This is a genomic window from Actinosynnema sp. NPDC002837 (assembly GCF_040295345.1).
Classification (GTDB): Bacteria; Actinomycetota; Actinomycetes; order Mycobacteriales; family Pseudonocardiaceae; genus Actinosynnema.
In genome coordinates this window covers 124,129-143,246 of sequence record NZ_JBEOVG010000015.1, presented here as the reverse complement: position 1 = coordinate 143,246, position 19,118 = coordinate 124,129, and the positions used below count along the sequence as shown (strand labels likewise).

General features: G+C 73.0%; 18 protein-coding genes and 2 pseudogenes. 6 read left to right on the top strand and 14 right to left on the bottom strand.

The genetic code is table 11. The features are described 5' to 3' along the window. Positions 1-41: 41 nt before the first annotated feature. From ABTZ99_RS14375 to ABTZ99_RS14355, 5 genes are all read right to left on the bottom strand, one after another. Complete coding sequence (locus ABTZ99_RS14375) at positions 42-1,016, bottom strand: heme-binding protein (protein WP_499611526.1); 975 nt, start codon at positions 1,014-1,016, stop codon at positions 42-44. Between the two features lie 148 nt (positions 1,017-1,164). Beyond that, positions 1,165-1,800 carry an NUDIX hydrolase gene (locus ABTZ99_RS14370; RefSeq protein WP_498780410.1) on the bottom strand — a complete coding sequence of 212 codons (636 nt, stop codon included), beginning with the start codon at positions 1,798-1,800 and terminating at the stop codon, positions 1,165-1,167. An 18-nt stretch (positions 1,801-1,818) separates the two neighbouring features. Then, positions 1,819-3,054 carry an adenylosuccinate synthetase gene (locus ABTZ99_RS14365; protein WP_499611523.1) on the bottom strand — a complete coding sequence of 412 codons (1,236 nt, stop codon included), beginning with the start codon at positions 3,052-3,054 and terminating at the stop codon, positions 1,819-1,821. Beyond that, positions 3,054-4,034 (bottom strand): hypothetical protein, encoded by a 981-nt coding sequence (locus ABTZ99_RS14360; protein ID WP_498780406.1) that lies wholly within the window; start codon positions 4,032-4,034, stop codon positions 3,054-3,056. Before ABTZ99_RS14360 ends, ABTZ99_RS14365 begins: the two co-directional genes overlap by 1 nt. A gap of 1 nt (position 4,035) precedes the next feature. Further along, positions 4,036-5,043: a protein kinase family protein gene (locus tag ABTZ99_RS14355; protein ID WP_498780405.1), complete on the bottom strand. Its 1,008-nt coding sequence runs from the start codon at positions 5,041-5,043 to the stop codon at positions 4,036-4,038. A gap of 219 nt (positions 5,044-5,262) precedes the next feature. On the opposite strand from ABTZ99_RS14355, the gene ABTZ99_RS14350 reads away from it, so the two are divergent. After that, positions 5,263-6,870 carry a TlrC/CarA/OleB/SrmB family ABC-F type ribosomal protection protein gene (locus ABTZ99_RS14350; protein ID WP_498780404.1) on the top strand — a complete coding sequence of 536 codons (1,608 nt, stop codon included), beginning with the start codon at positions 5,263-5,265 and terminating at the stop codon, positions 6,868-6,870. Here ABTZ99_RS14350 and ABTZ99_RS14345 read toward each other — a convergent pair whose 3' ends face one another. The 3 genes and pseudogenes from ABTZ99_RS14345 to ABTZ99_RS14335 all read right to left on the bottom strand — a co-directional run. Beyond that, positions 6,871-7,296 carry an MFS transporter gene (locus ABTZ99_RS14345; RefSeq protein WP_499611519.1) on the bottom strand — a complete coding sequence of 142 codons (426 nt, stop codon included), beginning with the start codon at positions 7,294-7,296 and terminating at the stop codon, positions 6,871-6,873. Then, entirely contained in the window at positions 7,266-7,508 is a 243-nt protein-coding gene (locus tag ABTZ99_RS14340) for a hypothetical protein (RefSeq protein ID WP_499611551.1), read from the bottom strand. Before ABTZ99_RS14340 ends, ABTZ99_RS14345 begins: the two co-directional genes overlap by 31 nt. 55 nt (positions 7,509-7,563) lie before the next feature. Beyond that, positions 7,564-7,788, bottom strand: a pseudogene (locus ABTZ99_RS14335) (MFS transporter); the annotation flags it as partial. 154 nt (positions 7,789-7,942) lie between these two features. Here ABTZ99_RS14335 and ABTZ99_RS14330 point away from each other — a divergent pair. Further along, a complete protein-coding gene (locus tag ABTZ99_RS14330) occupies positions 7,943-8,641 on the top strand; it encodes a GNAT family N-acetyltransferase (protein WP_498780400.1) in 699 nt (232 codons plus the stop codon). Between the two features lie 7 nt (positions 8,642-8,648). Here the strand turns inward: ABTZ99_RS14330 and ABTZ99_RS14325 are convergent, their stop codons facing one another. Then, positions 8,649-8,933, bottom strand: coding sequence for an ANTAR domain-containing protein (locus ABTZ99_RS14325; RefSeq protein WP_499611516.1), 285 nt, complete (start codon positions 8,931-8,933; stop codon positions 8,649-8,651). Positions 8,934-9,033: 100 nt separating this feature from the next. Between ABTZ99_RS14325 and ABTZ99_RS14320 the strand changes: the two are divergent. From ABTZ99_RS14320 to ABTZ99_RS14310, 3 genes and pseudogenes are all read left to right on the top strand, one after another. Next, positions 9,034-9,201, top strand: a pseudogene (locus ABTZ99_RS14320) (MMPL family transporter); the annotation flags it as partial. A gap of 44 nt (positions 9,202-9,245) precedes the next feature. Then, positions 9,246-10,985, top strand: a complete 1,740-nt coding sequence (locus tag ABTZ99_RS14315) for a glycoside hydrolase family 13 protein (RefSeq protein ID WP_499611514.1) — start codon at positions 9,246-9,248, stop codon at positions 10,983-10,985. A 92-nt stretch (positions 10,986-11,077) separates the two neighbouring features. Next, the gene (locus tag ABTZ99_RS14310; RefSeq protein ID WP_499611511.1) at positions 11,078-11,923 is read left to right on the top strand and encodes a phosphotransferase; all 846 of its coding nucleotides are present in this window, start codon (positions 11,078-11,080) and stop codon (positions 11,921-11,923) included. Between the two features lie 28 nt (positions 11,924-11,951). Here the strand turns inward: ABTZ99_RS14310 and ABTZ99_RS14305 are convergent, their stop codons facing one another. After that, the gene (locus ABTZ99_RS14305) at positions 11,952-12,833 is read right to left on the bottom strand and encodes a helix-turn-helix transcriptional regulator (protein WP_499611508.1); all 882 of its coding nucleotides are present in this window, start codon (positions 12,831-12,833) and stop codon (positions 11,952-11,954) included. A gap of 131 nt (positions 12,834-12,964) precedes the next feature. Between ABTZ99_RS14305 and ABTZ99_RS14300 the strand changes: the two genes are divergently transcribed. Beyond that, complete coding sequence (locus ABTZ99_RS14300; RefSeq protein ID WP_499611505.1) at positions 12,965-13,870, top strand: oxidoreductase; 906 nt, start codon at positions 12,965-12,967, stop codon at positions 13,868-13,870. A 138-nt stretch (positions 13,871-14,008) separates the two neighbouring features. Here ABTZ99_RS14300 and ABTZ99_RS14295 read toward each other — a convergent pair whose 3' ends face one another. The 4 genes from ABTZ99_RS14295 to ABTZ99_RS14280 all read right to left on the bottom strand — a co-directional run bounded on the left by ABTZ99_RS14295 (position 14,009) and on the right by ABTZ99_RS14280 (position 19,110). Next, positions 14,009-14,611, bottom strand: coding sequence for a DinB family protein (locus ABTZ99_RS14295; protein ID WP_499611503.1), 603 nt, complete (start codon positions 14,609-14,611; stop codon positions 14,009-14,011). A 92-nt stretch (positions 14,612-14,703) separates the two neighbouring features. Then, complete coding sequence (gene argS / locus ABTZ99_RS14290) at positions 14,704-16,476, bottom strand: arginine--tRNA ligase (RefSeq protein WP_499611500.1); 1,773 nt, start codon at positions 16,474-16,476, stop codon at positions 14,704-14,706. A gap of 92 nt (positions 16,477-16,568) precedes the next feature. Then, positions 16,569-17,981 (bottom strand): family 2B encapsulin nanocompartment shell protein, encoded by a 1,413-nt coding sequence (locus tag ABTZ99_RS14285; RefSeq protein WP_499611498.1) that lies wholly within the window; start codon positions 17,979-17,981, stop codon positions 16,569-16,571. Between the two features lie 46 nt (positions 17,982-18,027). After that, a complete protein-coding gene (locus tag ABTZ99_RS14280) occupies positions 18,028-19,110 on the bottom strand; it encodes a family 2 encapsulin nanocompartment cargo protein terpene cyclase (RefSeq protein WP_499611548.1) in 1,083 nt (360 codons plus the stop codon). Positions 19,111-19,118 lie beyond the last annotated feature (8 nt).

Genomic DNA, 19,118 nt, shown 5'->3' with positions numbered 1-19,118 from the left:
GTGGTGGGCGATCCTCCCGGTGGCCGACGCGGTCCGCGGCGCTACGTCGTCTTCAGCCTGGTGAGGACGTTGGACGTCGGGTGGGGGAAGGTGTAGTGGTTGTCGCGGATCACGAGGTCGAGGACGATCCGCTGCGTGTAGGCGAGGATGTCGTAGTTCGTCCCGCCGTCGAGTGACATGAGCCAGTAGTCGGCGGCGTAGCCGGTGAGCGCCGCCTTGCCCTTCTCGAAGGGGATGTTCATCACCGCGCCGCCGTTGCCGGTGTCGACCTGGCAGTGGATGTAGTCGCTGATGCCGTGGCCTGCTCCGATGAGGTCGAGGATCGCGGCTTGCAGCGGCAGGGTGATCTGCTTGGTCAGCGCGGGTTGGGGGTTCTGGTAGTTGCCCTGGTCGGTGAGGGTGTCGTCGTACACGGAGGTGTCGAGGCCGCCGGGGGTCGGCAGCGGCGGGTCCGCGTCGGGGATCAGCGGCGCGAAGAGGCCGTCCTTGGAGTAGCCGAGGGCCAGGACCGAGACGCCGTGCGGCACCGAGATCTGCTTGCAGATCGTCTGGGTCGGTGGCTGTGGTTCGGGTTCGCCGGGTTCGGTGGCCGGGTTGTCCGTCGGGTAGGGGTAGGGCCCGATCTGCTGCTTCTCCGTCTGCAGGTGGAGCCACGCCCCGTTCTCCTCGTGGACGATGGTGTTGATGCCGGGGCCTTCGGCGAAGCGGATCTGCTGGTCGTAGAACAGGACGTAGGGTGATTGCTGGTAGGTGCCGCCGCGGTTCGGCGCTTCCACCGGACTGGCCACGTCGTCCATGCCCTTGAAGACGATGGTCTCGTAGTACGTGAAGTTCTTGAGGATGTACCCCAGGTCCATCCCGTTCTGGGGGGACTGCTGCGGCAGGGGCATGACGTTGTAGGAGTACGGGCTGTTCGGGCCGCCCTTGCCGGTGCCGGGCAGGTCCTGGTTGGTCCAGGTGCCGATCAGCAGTTGCTGGAAGCGTGACAGGTCCGCGATTTGTGCCTTGAGTGGCATCAGGCGCTCCAGGTGTGTTCGCCGTCCCCCTTGGGGCATCGTCGGCCGTGGCCGTCACGCTGTTCAAGGCAACCCTGGCGGCGTCACCCGTCATCGCAGTCCCGTCACACGATCGAAGACGGGCCCGTCGCGTGGCGCGACCGCCGGGCTAGGTGGTCCAGCGCCAGACGGACGGCGGTCGTCCGCCCTTGGGCAGGGCGGCGGCGTGCTGCGTGGTGCGTTCCAGGCCGGGGACGCGTTCCATGGTGCGGCCGAGGTTGGCGGGGTAGGGCCGGTCGCCGGTGAGGGATTCGGTGACGTCGAGCGCGTGGGCGGTGGTGAACTCGCGGCCGAGGAGACCGGCGGTGAAGGCGGTGTCGCGCCAGAGGTGGTCGGCGAGCAGGGGGCGGCAGTCGCGGACGATGCGGTCGTGGTCGAACGCGAGCGGCGGCACGTCGGCGAGCGGTGTCCAGGTCGGGCCGTCGCCGGTGAGCCCGGCGGGGTCGATGGTGGCCCACAGGGCGATGGACAACGTGGGTCCGCGCGGGTCGCGGGACGGTTCGTCGAACGTGGTCAGCTGGCCGGAGGCGGAGATGGCGTGCTCGGGCACGCCGAGCTTGCCGGTGACCGCGCGCCGTGCCGCGTCACGCAGCCGTTCGCCCTTGCCCAGCAGGACGCCGGGCAGGGCGAGGACGCCCGCGAACGGGTCGAGGGCGCGTGGTGCGATGCCGAGGAGCACGGCGCGCGCGGTCGGGTCGAAGCGCAGCGCCAGCACGTCCACCGACACCAGGGTCGACTCGATCATGGCCCGATTGTCCCGCATTCAGCGAAGCGCCGGTGCGCGCACGGTGTAGTCCGCGCGGTCGGGCCCGGCGCCGGTGACGAGCACCGGCACGTCGAGGTGGTGCGCCAGCCACGTCTCGGGGTCCAGCATGGCGGTGAGGGTGGGCGTGCGGTGGCCGAGGAACGCGGTGAGGTCCGTGGCCGGCAGGGGGGCGTCGTAGGCGGTGGCGACTTGGAGGTCGCGTGCGTCCAGGTGGGTGACGGCCAGCGCGTCTACGCCACCGCACGCGTCCACCGCGTACCGGAGCAGCACGGCGTCGAGGTGTCCGGCGCGCCACGATCCCTGGTAGCGGCCGGTGTCGTTGTGGCGTTCCGGGAAGCGTGCGAGCACTTGGTCGTCCTCGGTGGGCAGCGGTCCGGCGCCGTGCCGGGTCTGGTAGGTCCGGGTCACGCCGAGGACGGTGGCGCGGCGGTGCCCGAGGAGGCCGCGGGCGTTGTCGGGCGTGACGGTGGACCAGGTGGTGTGCGGGTGGAACCCGTGCCACTGGTCGAGCAGCACGCCCTGGGCGCCTTCGAACACCAGGCGTCCGCGGTCGGCGAGGCGGCCCACCTCGTCGCCGGTGGTGACCCGGACGGCGCCGGCGAAGTCCCGGTACAGCGACACGAGGTCGTCGACGGACGGGCCGGCGCCGATCAGCGGCTCGTAGAAGCGGGCCAGGGCGTCGAGCTTGGCCCGCAGCACGGCCGGGTGGGCGCAGTCGCCGACGGTCGGCGGCGGCCCGGGGTCGCCGATGACCTCCTGGCCTTCGACGACCTCGCCGGGCGTCGCGCCGCGGTCGGCGAGCAGGCCGTACCAGGCCGTCTCGCCGATGCCCTTGCCGCACGAGCCGTGCCGGGCGTGCCCGCGAGCGTCCTCGCGGGCACGGTTGGCGGCGACGTGCAGCGGCGTGGTGAGCAGGGCGTCGGCGTCGATCGACAGCAGCCGCAGCGGGTCGGCGACGCCGAGGTCCGCCAGTGCGTTCGCTTCGCCGGCCAGGGCGATCGGTTCGACCAGGACGTGCCGGGACAGGTGGGTCGGCACGCCCGCGAGCGTGCCGGACCCGAACTGGCTGAACGTGTGGTGCCGGTCGCCGACGACGACGTTGTGCGCGGCCTGGGCGCCGCCGTTGAACCGGACCACCGACGTGACCGGGGCGTCGTGGCAGAGGGCGTCGACGACGGCGCCCTTGCCCTCGTCGCCGAACCCGAGGCCGACGACGATGACGTGCCCGTCCATCACGTGAGGGTGACGTCGTCGGGGCCGTCCAGCAGCGGGGGCGTGGCCGTGGTGGCCACGGTCTTCCCGCCGACGTGGACGAGGGCCTTGCCGACGGCCTCGCTCTCCGCGACCGAGCCGACCTCGGCGAGGTCGACCATCGCCTGGTCGAGGTCGACCACGCGTTCCTCCATGCCGATCGTGGCGGCGATCAGCTCGCACACCGCGCCGGGGTCGTCGAGCTTGAGGAAGCGCTGGCCGAGCAGGTCGCGCCAGTGGTCGGCGATGTCCTGGTCGTGGTAGTACGAGGACTGGTTGGGCAGCACGAAGTACACGTGCCACCTGCGGCTCAGCTCCCGGTACACCGAGGCGGGGTCGATGTCCTCCTTGACGTCGTCGCCGATGATCCGGCGGATGTGGCGCGCCTCCAGGCGTGGCTTGTTGAGCTCGTCGCCGATGAGGAACAGGTAGCCCTTGCGGCCGCGCTTCTGCCAGGCGTCGGTGACCACGTGCCGGGCCACGAAGTAGGCGGCGAGCTCGTAGGACTCGCTCTTCTGCCCGCCGCCGTTGCCCTCCAGGAAGATGGTGCGCAGCTGCTCGTCCATCCGGTTGTCGGACTCGAACTGGCCGACCTGCAGCGGCACGCGGTCGCTGTCGGCGTCGCCGATGCCGCCGAACATCAGCTGCGGGTCGGCGAGGTAGCCCTTGCGCTGCAGCAGGCCGTGCAGCTTGCCGAGCTTGCGCTGCATGATCTGCGGCACGCGGCCCATCGAGCCGGTGACGTCGAACAGCACCGCGATCGGGGTCGAGTCGGCGTGGTCGGGCGAGTCTCGGCACTCGCGCGCGGCCACGCCCTTGGGGTCGAGCGACGGGTCGGCCTTCCACTCCTTCGAGGGGCGCGACCGCATGGTGGCGGTGTAGCCGAAGTCGTCGATGCCCTTGGCGGCGCGGAAGGTCCTGGCCGCCGCGTAGGCGTTGTCGTCCCACTTGCCGTGTCCCATGTCAGGCTCCTGTCCTGGGTAGTGCGAACGGGCGGAAGGTCCGTTCGCCGTAGAGGTCTTCGAGCAGGTCGTCGTACTCGGTGAGCAGGTCGACGGCGTCGGGCCGTCGGGTCGGGTCGTCCTGCGCGCAGCCGCGGGCGAACCTGCGTTGTGCGGTTTCGCCCTCCGCCAGGAGGTCCAGCATCAGCGCGTGCGCCATGTGGACGTCGGTGGCGGGGGTGGCCGGTCGTCCGTCGTGGACTTCCGGCGGGTAGGCGGTGGTCTTGTCGGTGGCCAGGCGTCGTTCGCCCGCGCCGACCGCGAAGGTCCAGCCGGCCAGCACGACGCCGTGCTGCCCGGGGTGCACCAGCACGTTCTCGGCGGTGATCGCGCCGTGCACGAGGCCGACCCGGTGCGCGCCGGCGACGGCCCGCAGCAGCCTGCGGTGCATCCAGGCGTAGTCGCGGCCGTCCAGGCCGCGCGGGAACGCCCCGCGCACGTCGGCGAGCGTGACGAAGCCGTCCACCAGCGGTGCGAGCACGGTGAAGGCGCGCGAGCCGCGGGCCACCTCGCCGGAGGTGTCGATCAGGTGCGGGTAGTAGGGCCGCAGCCAGTCGTGCCGGTCGGTGAAGCGGGCGAGTCGGCGCAGCGCGTCCCACTCGGCGTGCAGGAGGGGGTTGAGGGCGGGGTTGCGCACGACCTTGACCACGGGGGCGCCGTCGGTGCGGTAGACGGTGGCGACGCTGCCGACCGCGTGCCGTCCGGCGAGCCGGTAGGCGCCGCGGTCGGTGCGCAGCTCGACCGACGTGCCGTGCTGCCACTCGTGGTGCAGCCGGGTCAGCTCGGCCGACGCCGCGTGCGCCCTGGTGTCGTCCGCGCCGACCCGGTCGGGGTGCAGCACGGCGGCGAGGCCGCGGTAGAGCCGCTGGGCCTCCTTGCGGCGGGCGGGGTCGGGGTCGACCGGGCCGAACAGGTCGGCCGCCGAGCCCGCCCGTTCTACTCGTTCGAGCGCTTCGTCCCTGGTGAACATAGTTTGAGTCTAGACGACTCAAACCGTGCGGTGGGATGGAATATCGCTGTGTCGCCCGTCACGTACCGCCGGGTCGGCCGTTCGGCTAGGGTTTCGGGCGATGTTGTACTTCCTGTGATCATCGGTATCCGCGATCGCGTCGAGCCCCGCTCCGCGAGCGCTTCTCCACACCCTCCGCACCGATGACTCGGCGTGCCGCGCCGGGAACAGGAGTCTGCCTTGCGCACCGCGCAACTAGCCCTGCACAACGTCACCAAGAGCTATCACGACCGGGTCGTGCTCGACGCGGTCTCGCTGACCGTCAAACCGGGCGAGAAGGTCGGCGTGATCGGCGACAACGGGTCCGGCAAGTCCACGCTGCTCGCGATCGTCGCGGGCCGGGTGGCGCCCGACCACGGCGAGGTCACCGTCGTCGCACCCGGCGGGATCGGGTACCTGGCCCAGTCGGTGGACCTGCCGCCGCACGCCACCGTGGCCGACGTGGTCGACCTCGCGCTCGCCGACCTGCGCGACCTGGAGGACCGGATGCGCCGGGCCGAGGCAGACCTGGCCGGTCCGCGCGCCGACCCGGAGCACTACGCGTCCCTGGTGGAGCTGTTCGAGGCCAGGGGAGGGTACGAGGCCGACACGAGGGTGGAGGTGGCCCTGCACGGCCTCGGGCTGCCCGGCCTGGACCGGCGGCGCGCGCTGGGCACGTTGTCCGGCGGCGAGCTCTCGCGGCTCGCGCTCGCCGCGACCCTGGCGTCCTCTCCGGAGCTGCTGCTGCTCGACGAGCCGACCAACGACCTGGACGACCAGGCCGTGACGTGGCTGGAACAGCACCTGGCCCGGCACACCGGGACCGTCGTCGCGATCACCCACGACCGCGAGTTCCTGGACCGGGTCACCTCCACCATCGTCGAGGTCGAGGCGGGCCGCGCGGCGCGGTTCGGCGACGGCTACGACGGCTACCTCGTGGCCAAGGCCGCGGCACGGGCGCGACGCCTGCGCGAGCACCGGGAGTGGCGGGCCGAGCTGACCCGCCAGGACCGCCTGCTGTCCACGGCGACGCGGCAGCTCGGGGAGATCCCGCGCAAGCTGCCGCTGGCCGTGTTCGCCGCCGGGCCGTTCCGCGCCAGGGGCCGCGGGCACGGCGCGATGAGCCGCATCCGCAACGCCAAGGAACGCCGGGCGCGGCTGACCGCCAACCCGGTGGCCCCGCCGCCGGAGCCGTTGCGGTTCTCCACCCGACTCCCCGGCGGCGACGGCGACGCCCGGTGGGCGGCCGAGCTGTCGGACGTGCGCGTCGGCGACCGGCTGCGGGTGCTGCGCCTGACCGTGCGGCCGGGGGAGCGGCTGCTGGTGACCGGCCCCAACGGCGCGGGCAAGACCACGCTGCTGCGGGTGCTCAGCGGTGAGCTGCGCCCGGACTCCGGCGTGGTCGACGTGCCGGGCCGGGTCGGGCACCTGCGGCAGGAGGAGCCGCCGTGGCGGCCGGAGCTGACCGTGCTCCAGGCGTTCGCCGAGGGCCTGCCCGGTCACCCCGACGAGCACGTGGACGTGCTGCTGGCGTTGGGCCTGTTCGACCGGCGCGACCTGCGCACCCGCGTCGGGGAGCTGTCCTACGGGCAGCGGCGGCGCGCCGAGCTGGCCCGCCTGGTGACCAGGCCGGTCGACCTGCTGCTGCTGGACGAGCCGACCAACCACCTGTCACCGGGCCTGGTCGAGGACCTGGAACAGGCCCTGGCGGACTACCCGGGCGCGTTGGTCGTGGTGACGCACGACCGGCGCACCCGGGCCGGGTTCCGCGGCACCCGGCTGCACCTGGAGGACGGCGAGGTGACCTGATCAGCCCGCGGCGGCGACCGACCGGTGCAGGACGGTCGCCGCCGCGAACGGCCGCCACGCGACCGCGGCCACGCCCGCCACCACCACGACCGCGAACCAGAACGGCGCGGTGACGCCGAACCGGCGGGCCGGCAGGCCGCCGACGAGCGTGCCCAGCGCGGACCCGCCGACGCTGAGCAGGGAGTAGGCGCTGCCCACCCGGCCGCGCAGCTCGTCGGGCACCTCCCGCTGCCGGACGGACTGCGTGATCACGGTCCACACCACCGCGTGCACGCCGAACACCGCGAGGACCGCGCCCGCGACCCACACCTCGCGCGCCAGCGCCAACCCCGGGTGGGTGCCCGCCTCGACCACCAGGCCGACCCGCGGCAGCGCGGTCGGCCCGAACCGGTCGATCAACCGGCCGGCGACCGCCGTGCCGAGCACGCCGCCGCCGCGATCGTGCTGAGCAGCAGGCCGAACCACCTCGGGTCCAGGCCCAGCCGCTCACCGGCGTACAGCACCAGGATCGACAGCGCGCCCATGAGCGTGAGGTTCATCAGGCACAGGCACAGGCACAGGCACAGGCACAGGCCCAGCGTCCGCAGCACCTCGTGCCGCCACAGCCGGCGCAGCCCTTCGCCGATCTCCGCGCGCACCGTCCGCCGTTCGACCGGGGTCTGCGCCGGTGCCGCGGGCCAGGTTCGCCGCCACGGCCGGCTTCCGCCGGTCCAACCGGTCCACGATCACGCCGCTGACCAGCGAGAACAGCAGCCACGGCAGCAGTTGGGCGAACACCGCGCCCGCCACCAGCGCCGGGTCGTCGGTGAGCGAGGCCGGCAGCAGCGGACCGGCGGCCATCGTCATGCCGTCGCCGAGGTTGGACACGGCGGAGGCGAACCACAGCTTGGTGAAGTCCGGTCCCGGTCGTCGCCCCATGCCGGCGGACGTTGGCGACCGCGCCCGCCCGGGGCACGCGGACCGCCGCCCGTCCGGCCCAGGACGGATTCCGCCGAGAGCGATGGGGCGGTGGACAGACCGGCCCGGCGGCGCGGATGATTCGCGCAGTCGCGAACTACTGGGGGTACCGCGCATGGCCTCGCCGTTGGACAACCCGGCCTGGACGTCGTTGACCGGACCGCACGCCCGCTTCGCCGAACGGCACGGCCAGGCGGTGCGCTACCCGCCGGACGTGGCGACGTTCGTGGGGCTGCCCGACCGGCCGGACGAGCGGGTGTGGTCCGACGTCGCCGCGCTCGCCGGGCCCGAGGCGATCGTGCCGATCACCTCGGCGCTCGCGCCGCCCGCCGACTGGGAGGTCGTCGAGCGCATCGACGTGGTGCAGCTGGTGGAGGACGGCCTGCGGGTCGCCGAGGACGCCGAGGCGGTCCGGCTCGGGCCCGCGGACGTGCCGGAGATGCTGGACCTGGTGGAGCGCACCCAGCCCGGACCGTTCCGGCCGCGGACCGTGGAACTGGGCGCCTACCTGGGCATCCGGCGCGACGGCGCGCTGGTCGCGATGGCCGGCGAACGCCTGCGCCCGCCGGGGTGGACGGAGATCAGCGCCGTGTGCACCGATCCCGCGCACCGCGGCCAGGGCCTGGCCACCCGGCTGGTGCTCGCCGTCGCGGCCGGGATCCGGGCCCGGGGCGAGCAGGTGTTGATGCACGCCGCCGCGACCAACACCTCCGCCATCCGGCTCTACGAGTCGCTGGGCTTCCGGGTGCGCACGCCCGCCGCCATCACGCTGCTCCGCGTGCCCGCGCACGCCCCGGCGGGCCTGCCCGCCTGACCGGGCCTCAGCCGTCGGACGGCACGTCGGATCGCCCGGACGGCAGCCCGGCCACGAACCGGGCGACGAGCTCGGCCGCGACGTCGCGCGCCTTGACGTTGCGGCGCTGGGACATCGCGGTGATCAGCCGGAACGCGGCGTCGGCGTCGCAGCGGTGCCCGGCCATCAGCAGGCCGACGGCCTGGCTGGTCGTGCCGCGGCCGGCCAACGCCTCGCGCAGCGTGCTCGCCTCCCGTTCCCCCTCGCTGAGCACCAGGTCCGGCCGCGCCGCGCCGCCAGCCCCGGCCCTCACCACCTGTTCGGCTGGTCCCCGGGCGCGAACACCGCGCACGCCGTGGTGAGCGTCGGTGACGACAACCGGTGGTTGCTCTGCGACTTCGTGCTGCGCGAGGCTGGTCCAGATGGCGTTCCTGGTGTCGTTCGGCGTGCTGCTGGACACCCTGCTCGTGCGGTCCCTGCCGGTGCCCGCGCTGACCGTCCACACAGGACCGAGGTTCGGGTGGCGGGGGCGTGCGTCCGGACGGGGGACGGCGGTGTCGGGTGCGGCGCCGCGCGGGTAGTGGTGGACTGGGACGACGTCCGACGAACCAGGTGAGGATGGGACATGACACTGGACCAGGCGCGGGCTACGACCCGGACCACGGCGCCGTGGTGGACCTCGGCGGTGGTGTACCAGGTGTACCCCCGCAGCTTCGCCGACTCGAACGGTGACGGCGTCGGCGACCTGGCCGGGCTCGCGTCACGCCTGGACCACCTGGAGCGGCTCGGCGTGGACGTGATCTGGCTGTCGCCGGTGTACGCCTCGCCGCAGGCCGACAACGGCTACGACATCTCGGACTACCAGGCGATCGACCCGGTCTTCGGCACGCTGGAGGACTTCGACGCGCTGTTGGCGCAGGTGCACGCGCGCGGGATGAAGCTGGTGATGGACCTGGTGGTCAACCACACCTCCGACGAGCACCCGTGGTTCGTGCAGTCCCGGTCGTCGCGCGACAATCCCCAGCGCGACTGGTACTGGTGGCGTCCGCCCCGCGACGGTTTCGAAGCCGGTCAGCCGGGCGCGGAGCCGACGAACTGGGGGTCGTTCTTCTCCGGCCCCGCGTGGACGTTGGACGAGGCCACGGGCGAGTACTACCTGCACCTGTTCGACCGCAAGCAGCCGGACCTGAACTGGGAGAACCCCGAGGTCCGCCAAGCCGTCCACGCGATGATGCGGTGGTGGCTGGACCGGGGCGTGGACGGCTTCCGGATGGACGTCATCAACCTCATCTCCAAGGACCCCGACCTGCCCGACGGCGCCACCACCGGCGTCGGCGGACTCGGCGACGGGTTCCCGCACGTCGCCACCCGCCCTGGCGTGCACGACTTCCTGCGCGAGATGAACCGCGAGGTGTTCGAAGGCCGGTCCGGCGAGTTCCTGACCGTGGGGGAGATGCCGGGCGTGACGTGGGAACAGGCCCGGCTGTTCACCGACCCCGCGCGGCGCGAGGTGGACATGGTGTTCCAGTTCGAGCACGTCTCGCTCGACCACGGGCCCGGCGGGAAGTTCGACCCGAAGCCGTTGGACCTGCGCGACCTGAAGGCGTCGTTGGGCCGCTGGCAGACGGCGTTGGCCGAGGTGGGCTGGAACAGCCTGTACTGGAACAACCACGACCAACCCCGCGTGGTGTCGAGGTTCGGCGACGACGGGGAGCGCTGGCGCGAGTCGGCGACCGCGCTGGCGACCGTGCTGCACCTGCACCGCGGCACGCCCTACGTCTACCAGGGCGAGGAACTGGGCATGACGAACGCGCCGTTCGCCGGCGTGCACGAGATGCGCGACGTCGAGTCGCTCAACCACTACCGCCAGTCAGTCGCCGCCGGCGGCGACCCCGAGTCGGTGCTGCGCGGGCTGCGCGCGATGGGCCGCGACAACGCCCGCACCCCCGTGCAGTGGGACGCCACCCCGAACGCCGGCTTCACCACCGGCGAACCGTGGCTCGCGGTGAACCCCAACCACACCTGGCTCAACGCCCAGGCCCAGTACGACGACCCCCGCTCCGTCTTCAACCACTACCGCGCGCTCATCCGACTGCGCCACGAACTCCCCGTCGTCGCCCTCGGCGACTTCCGCATGCTCCTGCCCGACCACCCGCAGGTCTACGCCTACGAACGCACCCTGGACGACACCCGGCTGCTCGTCGTGGCCAACCTCGGCGGCGCACCGCAGACCGCCGAGCTCGACCCCGACTGGTCCGCCGCCGACGTCGTCCTGGCCAACACCGACGAGGCGCTGATCTCACCCGGGCGGGTCGACCTCCGGCCGTGGGAGGCGCTGGTCCTCACCCGGTCCGACCCGGCCTGACCCGCGGATCGCGGCGGACGCCCGACGAAGTCGTTTCACACCGGCGGGCGTCCTGCCGGACAATCGCCCCGCCCGTACCACGGAGGGGGACGATGGACGCATCGGACGTGCCACGCGCGGTGGCCGCGAGCACCTCGACGGCCGCCGCGCTCGGTCTGGCGGTCGACGACGCGGTCGTCCTCCAGGCCTCGAACACGCTCACCCTGCGCCTGCTGCCGTGTGACGTGCTGGCGCGGGTGGCGCCGGTGGCGCAGCAGGTCGCGCAGTTCGAGATCGACCTCGCACGACGGCTCGCCGCCGCCGGTGGTCCGGTGGGCGCTCTCGAGCCGCGGGTCGAGCCACGCGTCCACGAACGCGACGGTTTCGCCATCACCCTGTGGACCTACTACGAATCCGCGACGCACCAGGAGATCCCGCCGGCCGACTACGCCGACGCGCTCGAACGGCTGCACGCCGGCCTGCGCCGGGTCGACGTCCCCGCGCCGCACTTCACCGATCGGATCGAGCAGGCACAACGACTCGTGGCAGACCGCGACCGCACCCCGGCGCTCGCCGACGCCGACCGGCGACTCCTCGCCGACGCGCTGCGGAGCCTGCGACGGGCGATCACCGGGCGCGGCGCCGCCGAGCAGTTGCTGCACGGCGAGCCGCACCCCGGCAACGTGCTGGCCACGACGGGCGGACCGCTGTTCATCGACCTCGAGACGTGCTGCCGCGGACCCGTCGAGTTCGACCTCGCCCACGCGCCCGAAGACGTCGACGAGCACTACCGGGGCGTCGACCGGGAGTCGGTGCGCGAGTGCAGGCTCCTCGTCCTGGCGATGATCACCACCTGGCGCTGGGACCGCGACGACCGGTTCCCGGACGGCCGCCGGCTCGGCGCGGAGTGGCTCGACCGGCTCCGGGCCGGGCTCGACCGACACCACCTCGACGGGTGACCGCCCCGCCCGCCCACGCCCCCGGACGCTAGGAGGGGCGCCCGCCCGCGGACGCCGAGCGGGTCGCGTGCAGCGAGGCCAGGAGTCGCAGCCGGTCCGCGTCGGCGCTGCCCGGTTCGGCGGTGTAGACGAGCATGACCGGTCCGGGGTTGCCGGGCAGCGGGTAGCTGTCCCAGTCCAGGACGATGTCGCCCACCTCCGGAACCCGGAACGTCTTGGTGCCGCTGACCGACTCGCGCACGTCGTGCCGGGCCCACAGCCGCCGGAACTCCGCGCTGCGGATGCTCAGCTCGCCGACGATCGCGGTGGCCCGGGGGTGCGTCGGGTCGGTGGCGACCGCGGCGCGCATCATGCCGATGTAGTCCAGCGCCTGCCGCTCCCAGTCCGGGCAGCTGCGCGCGCCGGTCCGCGCGTCGTCGAACAGCAGCAGGAGCATGTTGAGCCGGTCGGGCGGGTAGTCGCCCGGGTCGCCGAGCAGCGCCTCCGCCATCGGGTTCCAGTCGAGCAGGTCCAGGTGCCTGCCGAGCACCACCGCCGGCGTGTCCGCCACCCGCAGCAGCCGACGCGTGCCGGCCGGCACCCGTTCCGGCTCGCGGTCCACCCGGGTGGGCATCGGCCGGCGGGCCGCGTGAGCCAGGGTGAACAGGTGTCGGCGCTCCTCGTCGCCGAGGCCGAGCGCGCCGGCCAGCGCGTCCAGGACGTCGTCGGACGGCCGCACCTCCCGGCCCTGCTCGATCCGCTGGTAGTAGTCGGTGCTCAACCCGGCCAGCAACGCCAGCTCCTCGCGCCGCAGCCCGGAGACCTTGCGCCGCCCGCCCGGCTCCAGGCCGACGTCGTGCGGGCGCAGCCGGCCGCGCCGGGCGCGCAGGAAGTCGCCGAGCTCGCGGGCGTAGGGGTGAGGGCTGCTCATGCCACCAGTGTGTCCCGCCGCCGGACACCCGGGGTAGGTCCCGCAGACCCAGGAAACCGGGACCGACCGAGCCTGCCCCGACCACACCTAACGTCGTCGGCGCCGGACACCCACACCTCCAGGAGCAGCAGATGACCGCATGGACCGCCGACCGCATCCCCGACCAGCGCGGCCGGGTCGCCGTCGTGACCGGCGCGAACTCGGGCCTCGGCCTGGTCACCGCGGCCGAACTGGCCCGCCGTGGCGCCCACGTCGTGCTCGCCGTCCGCGACACCGCCGCCGGCGAGCGGGCCGCCCTCCGCATCGGCGGCGACACCGAGGTGCGCGAGCTGGACCTGGCGTCCCTCGACTCGGTGCGCGCGTTCGCCGCGAAGCTGGCCGTCGACCACCCGGCGATCGACCTGCTGGTCAACAACGCGGGCGTCGTCCTGCTCGGCCCGCGCCGCACCTCCGCCGACGGCTTCGAGCTCCAGTTCGCCACCAACGCGCTGGGCCACTTCGCGCTGACCGGCCTGCTGCTCGACAACCTGGCCGCGGCCCCGCAAGCCCGCGTGGTCAACCTCAGCTCGATCACCCACCGCAACGCGCACCTCGACTTCGACGACCTGATGTCCGAGCGCCGCTACCGGGGCGCCCCCGCCTACGGCCGGTCCAAGCTCGCCACCACGGTCCTCGGCGTCGAACTCGACCGCCGCCTGCGCGCCGCCGGGTCGCCGATCCTCGGCGTGCTGGCCCACCCCGGCCTCACCCGCACCAACCTGACCCCGCGCGCGTGGGAGCACCGCGGCCGGCTCGGGCGGGTGATCGCGCGGCTCGGCCTGCTGGCCACCCAGCCGGTGGAGCGGGGAGCCCTGCCGCAGCTGCACGCCGCGACCGAACCCGGCGTGCGGGGCGGCCAGTTCTTCGGGCCCGCCAGGCTCTGGGAGACCGTGGGCCCCGTCGCCGAAGCCCGCTTCGGCCGGGAAGCAGCCGACCCTGCCATCGGCAGGCGGCTCTGGGCGGCGGCCGAGGACCTGACCGGCGTCCACTACCTCTGAACCCGCGGTCACCGGCCGTCCCGCCCGCCGCGACCACCCGGCCGTGATCGGAGCTCGGTCGTCCCGGGTGGGCCGCACGAACCGGTCGGCGATCCAGCCCGTGAGCCTGGGGCGGAAGCGGTGGTGGCGCTCGACGGATCAGGTCGTCGCCGCGTCGGCCGCCTTGGCCGCCCGCTCGATCCGCGCGCGCCGGTCCGCCCAGAAGGCCGCGTCCCGCCCCTGCCGGGCCATGCTCCCCGCGTCCATCTCCACCGCGCCGTCCAGCTGCTCGCGCAGGATGTCGGCGTGCCCGGCGTGCCGGCTGGTCTCGGTGAGCACGTGGACCAGGACGTTGAACAACATCACGTCGGGACGCGGCCACCAGGGGACGTGACCGGGCGCGTCGACGGCGAGCGCGGCGATCGTCGCGTCGGAGTGCGTCCAGACGCGGCGGTACAGGCCGATGACGTCCTCGCGCGTCTCGTGCTCGGTCGCCCACAGGTCGGCGCCGCGCTGCGAGCGGTCGTCCCACCGGGGGAGGGCCTCCGGGAACGGTCGGCCGAAGACCTCGCCGAAGTACCGGGACTCCGACAAGGACAGGTGCTTGACCAGGCCGAGGAGGTTGGTGCCGGTCGCGGTCAGGGGACGGCGCACGTCGTACTCGGACAGCCCGTCGAGCTTCCGGAGCATCACCTCGCGGATCTCTCGCAGGTCGCCGTGCAGGTACTGCTTCGCGAAGTCGTCGATCACGGGTACGAGCATGCACCACCGGCCCCGCACCCGGCCGCCGCCCGGCTGTTCCCGCCCGACCCGGCGGGAACGGCCACCGCGACCACCTGAACGCCGCGGTCGGGCTACATCCGTTGCGGCGCCGTGATCCCCAGCAGGTCGAGCCCGTGGCCGAGGGTCCGCGCGGTCAGCCGGCACAGGGCCAGTCGGTTGCCGCGCACGGGTTCCTCGGCCTTGAGGACGGGGCAGTTGTCGTAGAAGGCGGTGAACGCGCGGGCCAGGTCGTAGAGGTAGCCGCAGAGCCGGTGCGGTTCGAGGGTGGCGGCGACCTCGGTGACGACGGCGCCGTAGGCGTCGAGCGCCAGACCGAGCGCCCGCTCGGCGGGGTGCGGCGGCACGGTGCGGTCGACCGTCGTGCCCTCGTCGCCCGCGTGGCCCAGGATCGAGCTGATCCGGGCGTGGGCGTACTGCAGGTAGACCCCGGTGTTGCCGGTGAAGGACACCATGCGGTCGACGTCGAACGAGTAGTCCTTCACCCGCGAGGTCGACAGGTCGGCGTACTTGACCGCGGCGATGCCCGCGGACTCGGCGATCCGGTCGAGCTCGGCCGCGTCGAGGTCGGGGTTCTTCTCCTCGACGATCGCCCGCGCGCGCGACACCGCGTCGTCGAGCAGGTCCATCAGGCGGACCGTGCCGCCCGCCCGGGTCTTGAACGGCGTCCCGTCCGGACCGAGGATCGTGCCGTAGGCGGCGTGCTCGGCGGTGACGCCGTCGGTGAGCCAGCCCGCCCGTCGGGCCGCCTCGAAGACCAGCTGGAAGTGCAGCGCCTGCCGCGAGTCGGTGACGTAGACCAACCGGTTGGCCTTGAGGTCGCGCAGGCGGTAGCGGATGGTGGCCAGGTCCGTGGTGTCGTAGCCGTACCCGCCGTCGCGCTTGCGGACCATCAGGGTGACCGGCTTGCCCTCGGGCCCGGAGACCTCCCGCGAGTAGAACACGAGCGCGCCGTCGCTCTGCACCGCCAGGCCCGCGTCGACCAGCTCCTGCACGGTGTCGCCCAGCATCGGGTTGTAGAACGACTCGCCGACCGAGTCCTCCGGCGTCAGCAGCACGTTCAGCCGGTCGTAGATCGCGCTGAACGACCGCTCGGACTCCGCGACGATGTCCTGCCAGACCGCGACCGTCTCCGGGTCGCCCGCCTGGAGCGCCACGACCCGCGAGCGGGACCGGTCGGCGAAGTCCGGGTCGGCGTCGAACTTCGCCCGCGCCGACCGGTACAGACCGTCCAATGCCGACACCGCCGAGGCGCCCTCGCCCAGCTCGTCCTGGTGCCACGCGGCGTCGGGGTGCTCGTCGAGGTACTGGATCAGCATCCCGAACTGGGTCCCGAAGTCGCCCAGGTGGTTCTGCCGGAGCACGTCCGCGCCGAGGAAGCCCAGCACGCGCGCGAGGCCGTCGCCGATGATCGTCGTGCGCAGGTGCCCGACGTGCATCTCCTTGGCGATGTTGGGCGCGGAGTAGTCGACCACCACCCGGCGACCGGTTTCGGTCGCGCCCACCCCGAGGCGAGCGTCCGCCAGGCGGGCGGCGACCTGCTCCCAGACCGCGCCATCGGTCACGGTGACGTTGAGGAAACCCGGCCCGGACGGCTCCACCGACCCGATCACCGCGTCGCCCTCGACGTCGAGCGCGGCCACGACCCGCGCGGCCAGGTCGCGCGGCGGCACACCGACCCGCTTGGCCAGCGCCAGCGGTGCGTTGCACTGGAAATCGGCGCGATCGGATCGTCGCACCACCGGATCCGCGCCCGCCAGGTCCTCACGGACCCGGCCGATCGCCTCCGACATCGTCGTGGCGATCCGTTCCAGCAGCGACGGCACCTCCTGGTGGTGGGCACTCACCTGACACAGCCTCCTTCGTCGGAAGGCGATTGTCCCAGGCTCCACCGGTCCTCGGCCGAGCAGGGTCGGCGCCGTCGCCGCGCGCGCCGGCGCTACTCCCGGGCGACTTCCACGTCCTCCAGCACACCGAGCGCGTCCGGCACCAGGATCGCGGCCGAGTAGTAGGCGCTGACCAAATAGGACGTGATCGCCTTCTCGTCGATGCCCATGAACCGCACGTTCAACCCGGGCTGGTACTCGTCGGGCAACCCGGTCTGGCGCAGGCCGATCACGCCCTGCGCGTCCTCGCCGGCGCGCATCAGCATGATCGAGCTGGTCCTGGTCCTGCTGACCGGGATCTTGCCGCACGGGAAGATCGGCACGCCACGCCAGCCGGGGATCTGGTGGCCGTTGTGGTCGACACCGCTCGGGTAGACCCCGCGTCGGCTGCACTCCTTCATGAACGCCGCGATCGTGCGCGGGTGGGCCAGGAAGAAGGTCGGCTCCTTCCACACCACGGCGAGCAGGGCGTCCAGGTCGTCCGGGGTCGGCGGGCCGGTGCGGGAGTGGATGCGCTGGGACAGGTCGGCGTTGGCGAGCAGGCCGAACTCGCGGTTGTTGACCAGCTCGTGCTCCTGGCGTTCCCGCAACGCCTCGATGGTCAGCCGCAACTGCTGCTCGACCTGGTCCATCGGCTCGTTGTAGAGGTCCGCGACCCTGGTGTGGACCCGCAGCACGGTCTGCGCCACGCTCAGCTCGTACTCGCGGGGCGACACCTCGTAGTCGACGAACGTGCCCGGCAGCGACACCTCGCCCTCGTGGCCGGACGCCAGCTCGATCTCGGCCTCGCCCGCGGCGTTCTGCGCGGGACGCCGACCGGCGCGGAAGCTCTCCACGTGGGCGCGCAACGCGTCCGACCGCTCGACCATCGCCTCGAACGCGGTCTGCGTCATCCGCAGCGCCGTGCACGCCGTGACGGCCTTGACGGTGTACTCCCAGAAGTCGTCCGACTCCACCACGGCCTGGTAGCTGAAGTGGTCGCCGCCCGCCAGCACGGCGAGGACGACCTGGTCGCCGTACTCGCCCACGCCGACCTTGTCCGCCTTGCCGTGCGCGAGCAGGAAGATCTCCTCGGCGGGACGGCCCCGCTCCACGATCACGTCGCCCGGCCCGTACTCGTGCTGGACGAACTGGTCGGCCAGCGCGGCCAGCACCTCGTCGTCGTCGAAGTCGCGCAGCAGCGGCAGTTCCCGCAGTTCCTGCGGGATCACCCGGGTCTGCGCGCCCACCCGGGTGAACGTCACCCGACCGTCGCCGACGGTGTAGCTGAGCCGCCGGTTCACCCGGTAGGTGCCGCCGGACGCCTCGACCCAGGGCAGCAGGCGCAGCAGCCACCTCGACGAGATGTTCTGCATCTGGGGTTCGGACTTGGTGGTCGTCGCGAGGTTCCGCGCGGCGGCCGTGTCCAGGCTCTGCCGCGGTCGGTCGCCGTTCACGTCCAGGTCCGCGGACTCCGTGACAGTCACTGCCAGAACCACCTGTCGTCGTCGATGGGATCGGGGGAGCGGAGCGTCAGGTCCGGTAGCGCGGGTTGGTGGAGTGCCATTCGAACCCGCCCCCCATCCACGCCCGGACGCCGCGCAGGAACTGCTGCAGTTCCGGCGACGGCAGGGCCTGCAGCTCCCGGTGGCCCGCCTCGAAGTCGCGGACGACGTCGTTGTGCAGGCCGACGGTGACGGCGGTGGCCTCCTCGACCGAGCAGTTCCGGTCGGCCACGACCTGCAGGACCATGTTGCAGACCGGGGTCTCGTCGGCCGCGTCCTTCGCCACCGAGTGCAGGTCGTTGACCAGCACCGAGGCGGTCCCGGCCTGCATGAGCAGGCGGCGCACGCGCGGGTCGTAGTACAGGTTCGCGGTGAGCTCGTAGCCGCCGACGGCGTCGACCACGGTCATCGACGTGTAGAAGCTGTCGTGCTGCCGGGCGGCGAGGTACTCCCACGCGGGCGGGTACTTGCCCGTGTGCCGCCACGCCGCGTAGGAGTTCCAGCTCACGAACATCGCGAACGTGGCGTAGCAGGCTCGTTGGACCTGCGCCGGCGTGCCTCGTCGGGCGAGGTGGCCGATCGCGGAGTTCAGGGCCACCAGCACCGGGTCGCCGCGCAGCGCCTCGTCCAGCTCGGCGGAGAACTCGCCGGCCGGCGCCACCGGGTCCATGGCCGACATCACCAGCGCGAGCCGCGGCGGCAGGTCCACCGGCACGGCGCCCATCCCGCTGTCGTCGGCGTAGAGGTCGTCGGCCGCCCACCAGGCGGCGTTGAGCCGTGCCGCGATCAGCAGGCGCTCGGGGTCGTCGGTGTCGGTGTGGGTGAGCATGGCCAGCCGCCCGAAGCCCGCCTTGCGCAGCGGTTCGAGGTCGTCCTCGGCGAACCCGCACTCCCTGGCCCAGGCGACGAGCCGGTCGTCGACCTCCGCCCCGAGCGGCTCGTCGACCCGTTCCACCACGGGGACGTAGAGGGGCGGCGCCGTGCCGTCGCCCCACGGCCGTTCGGCGTAGGCGGGGTGGTGGCCGAAGAGCTCGGCGAGGCGAGCGGCGGAGGTGCCCAGCCCGGACGGCCCGGCGAGCCGGGACGCCCCCGCCACCACGTCGTCGAGCATCGCGCCCA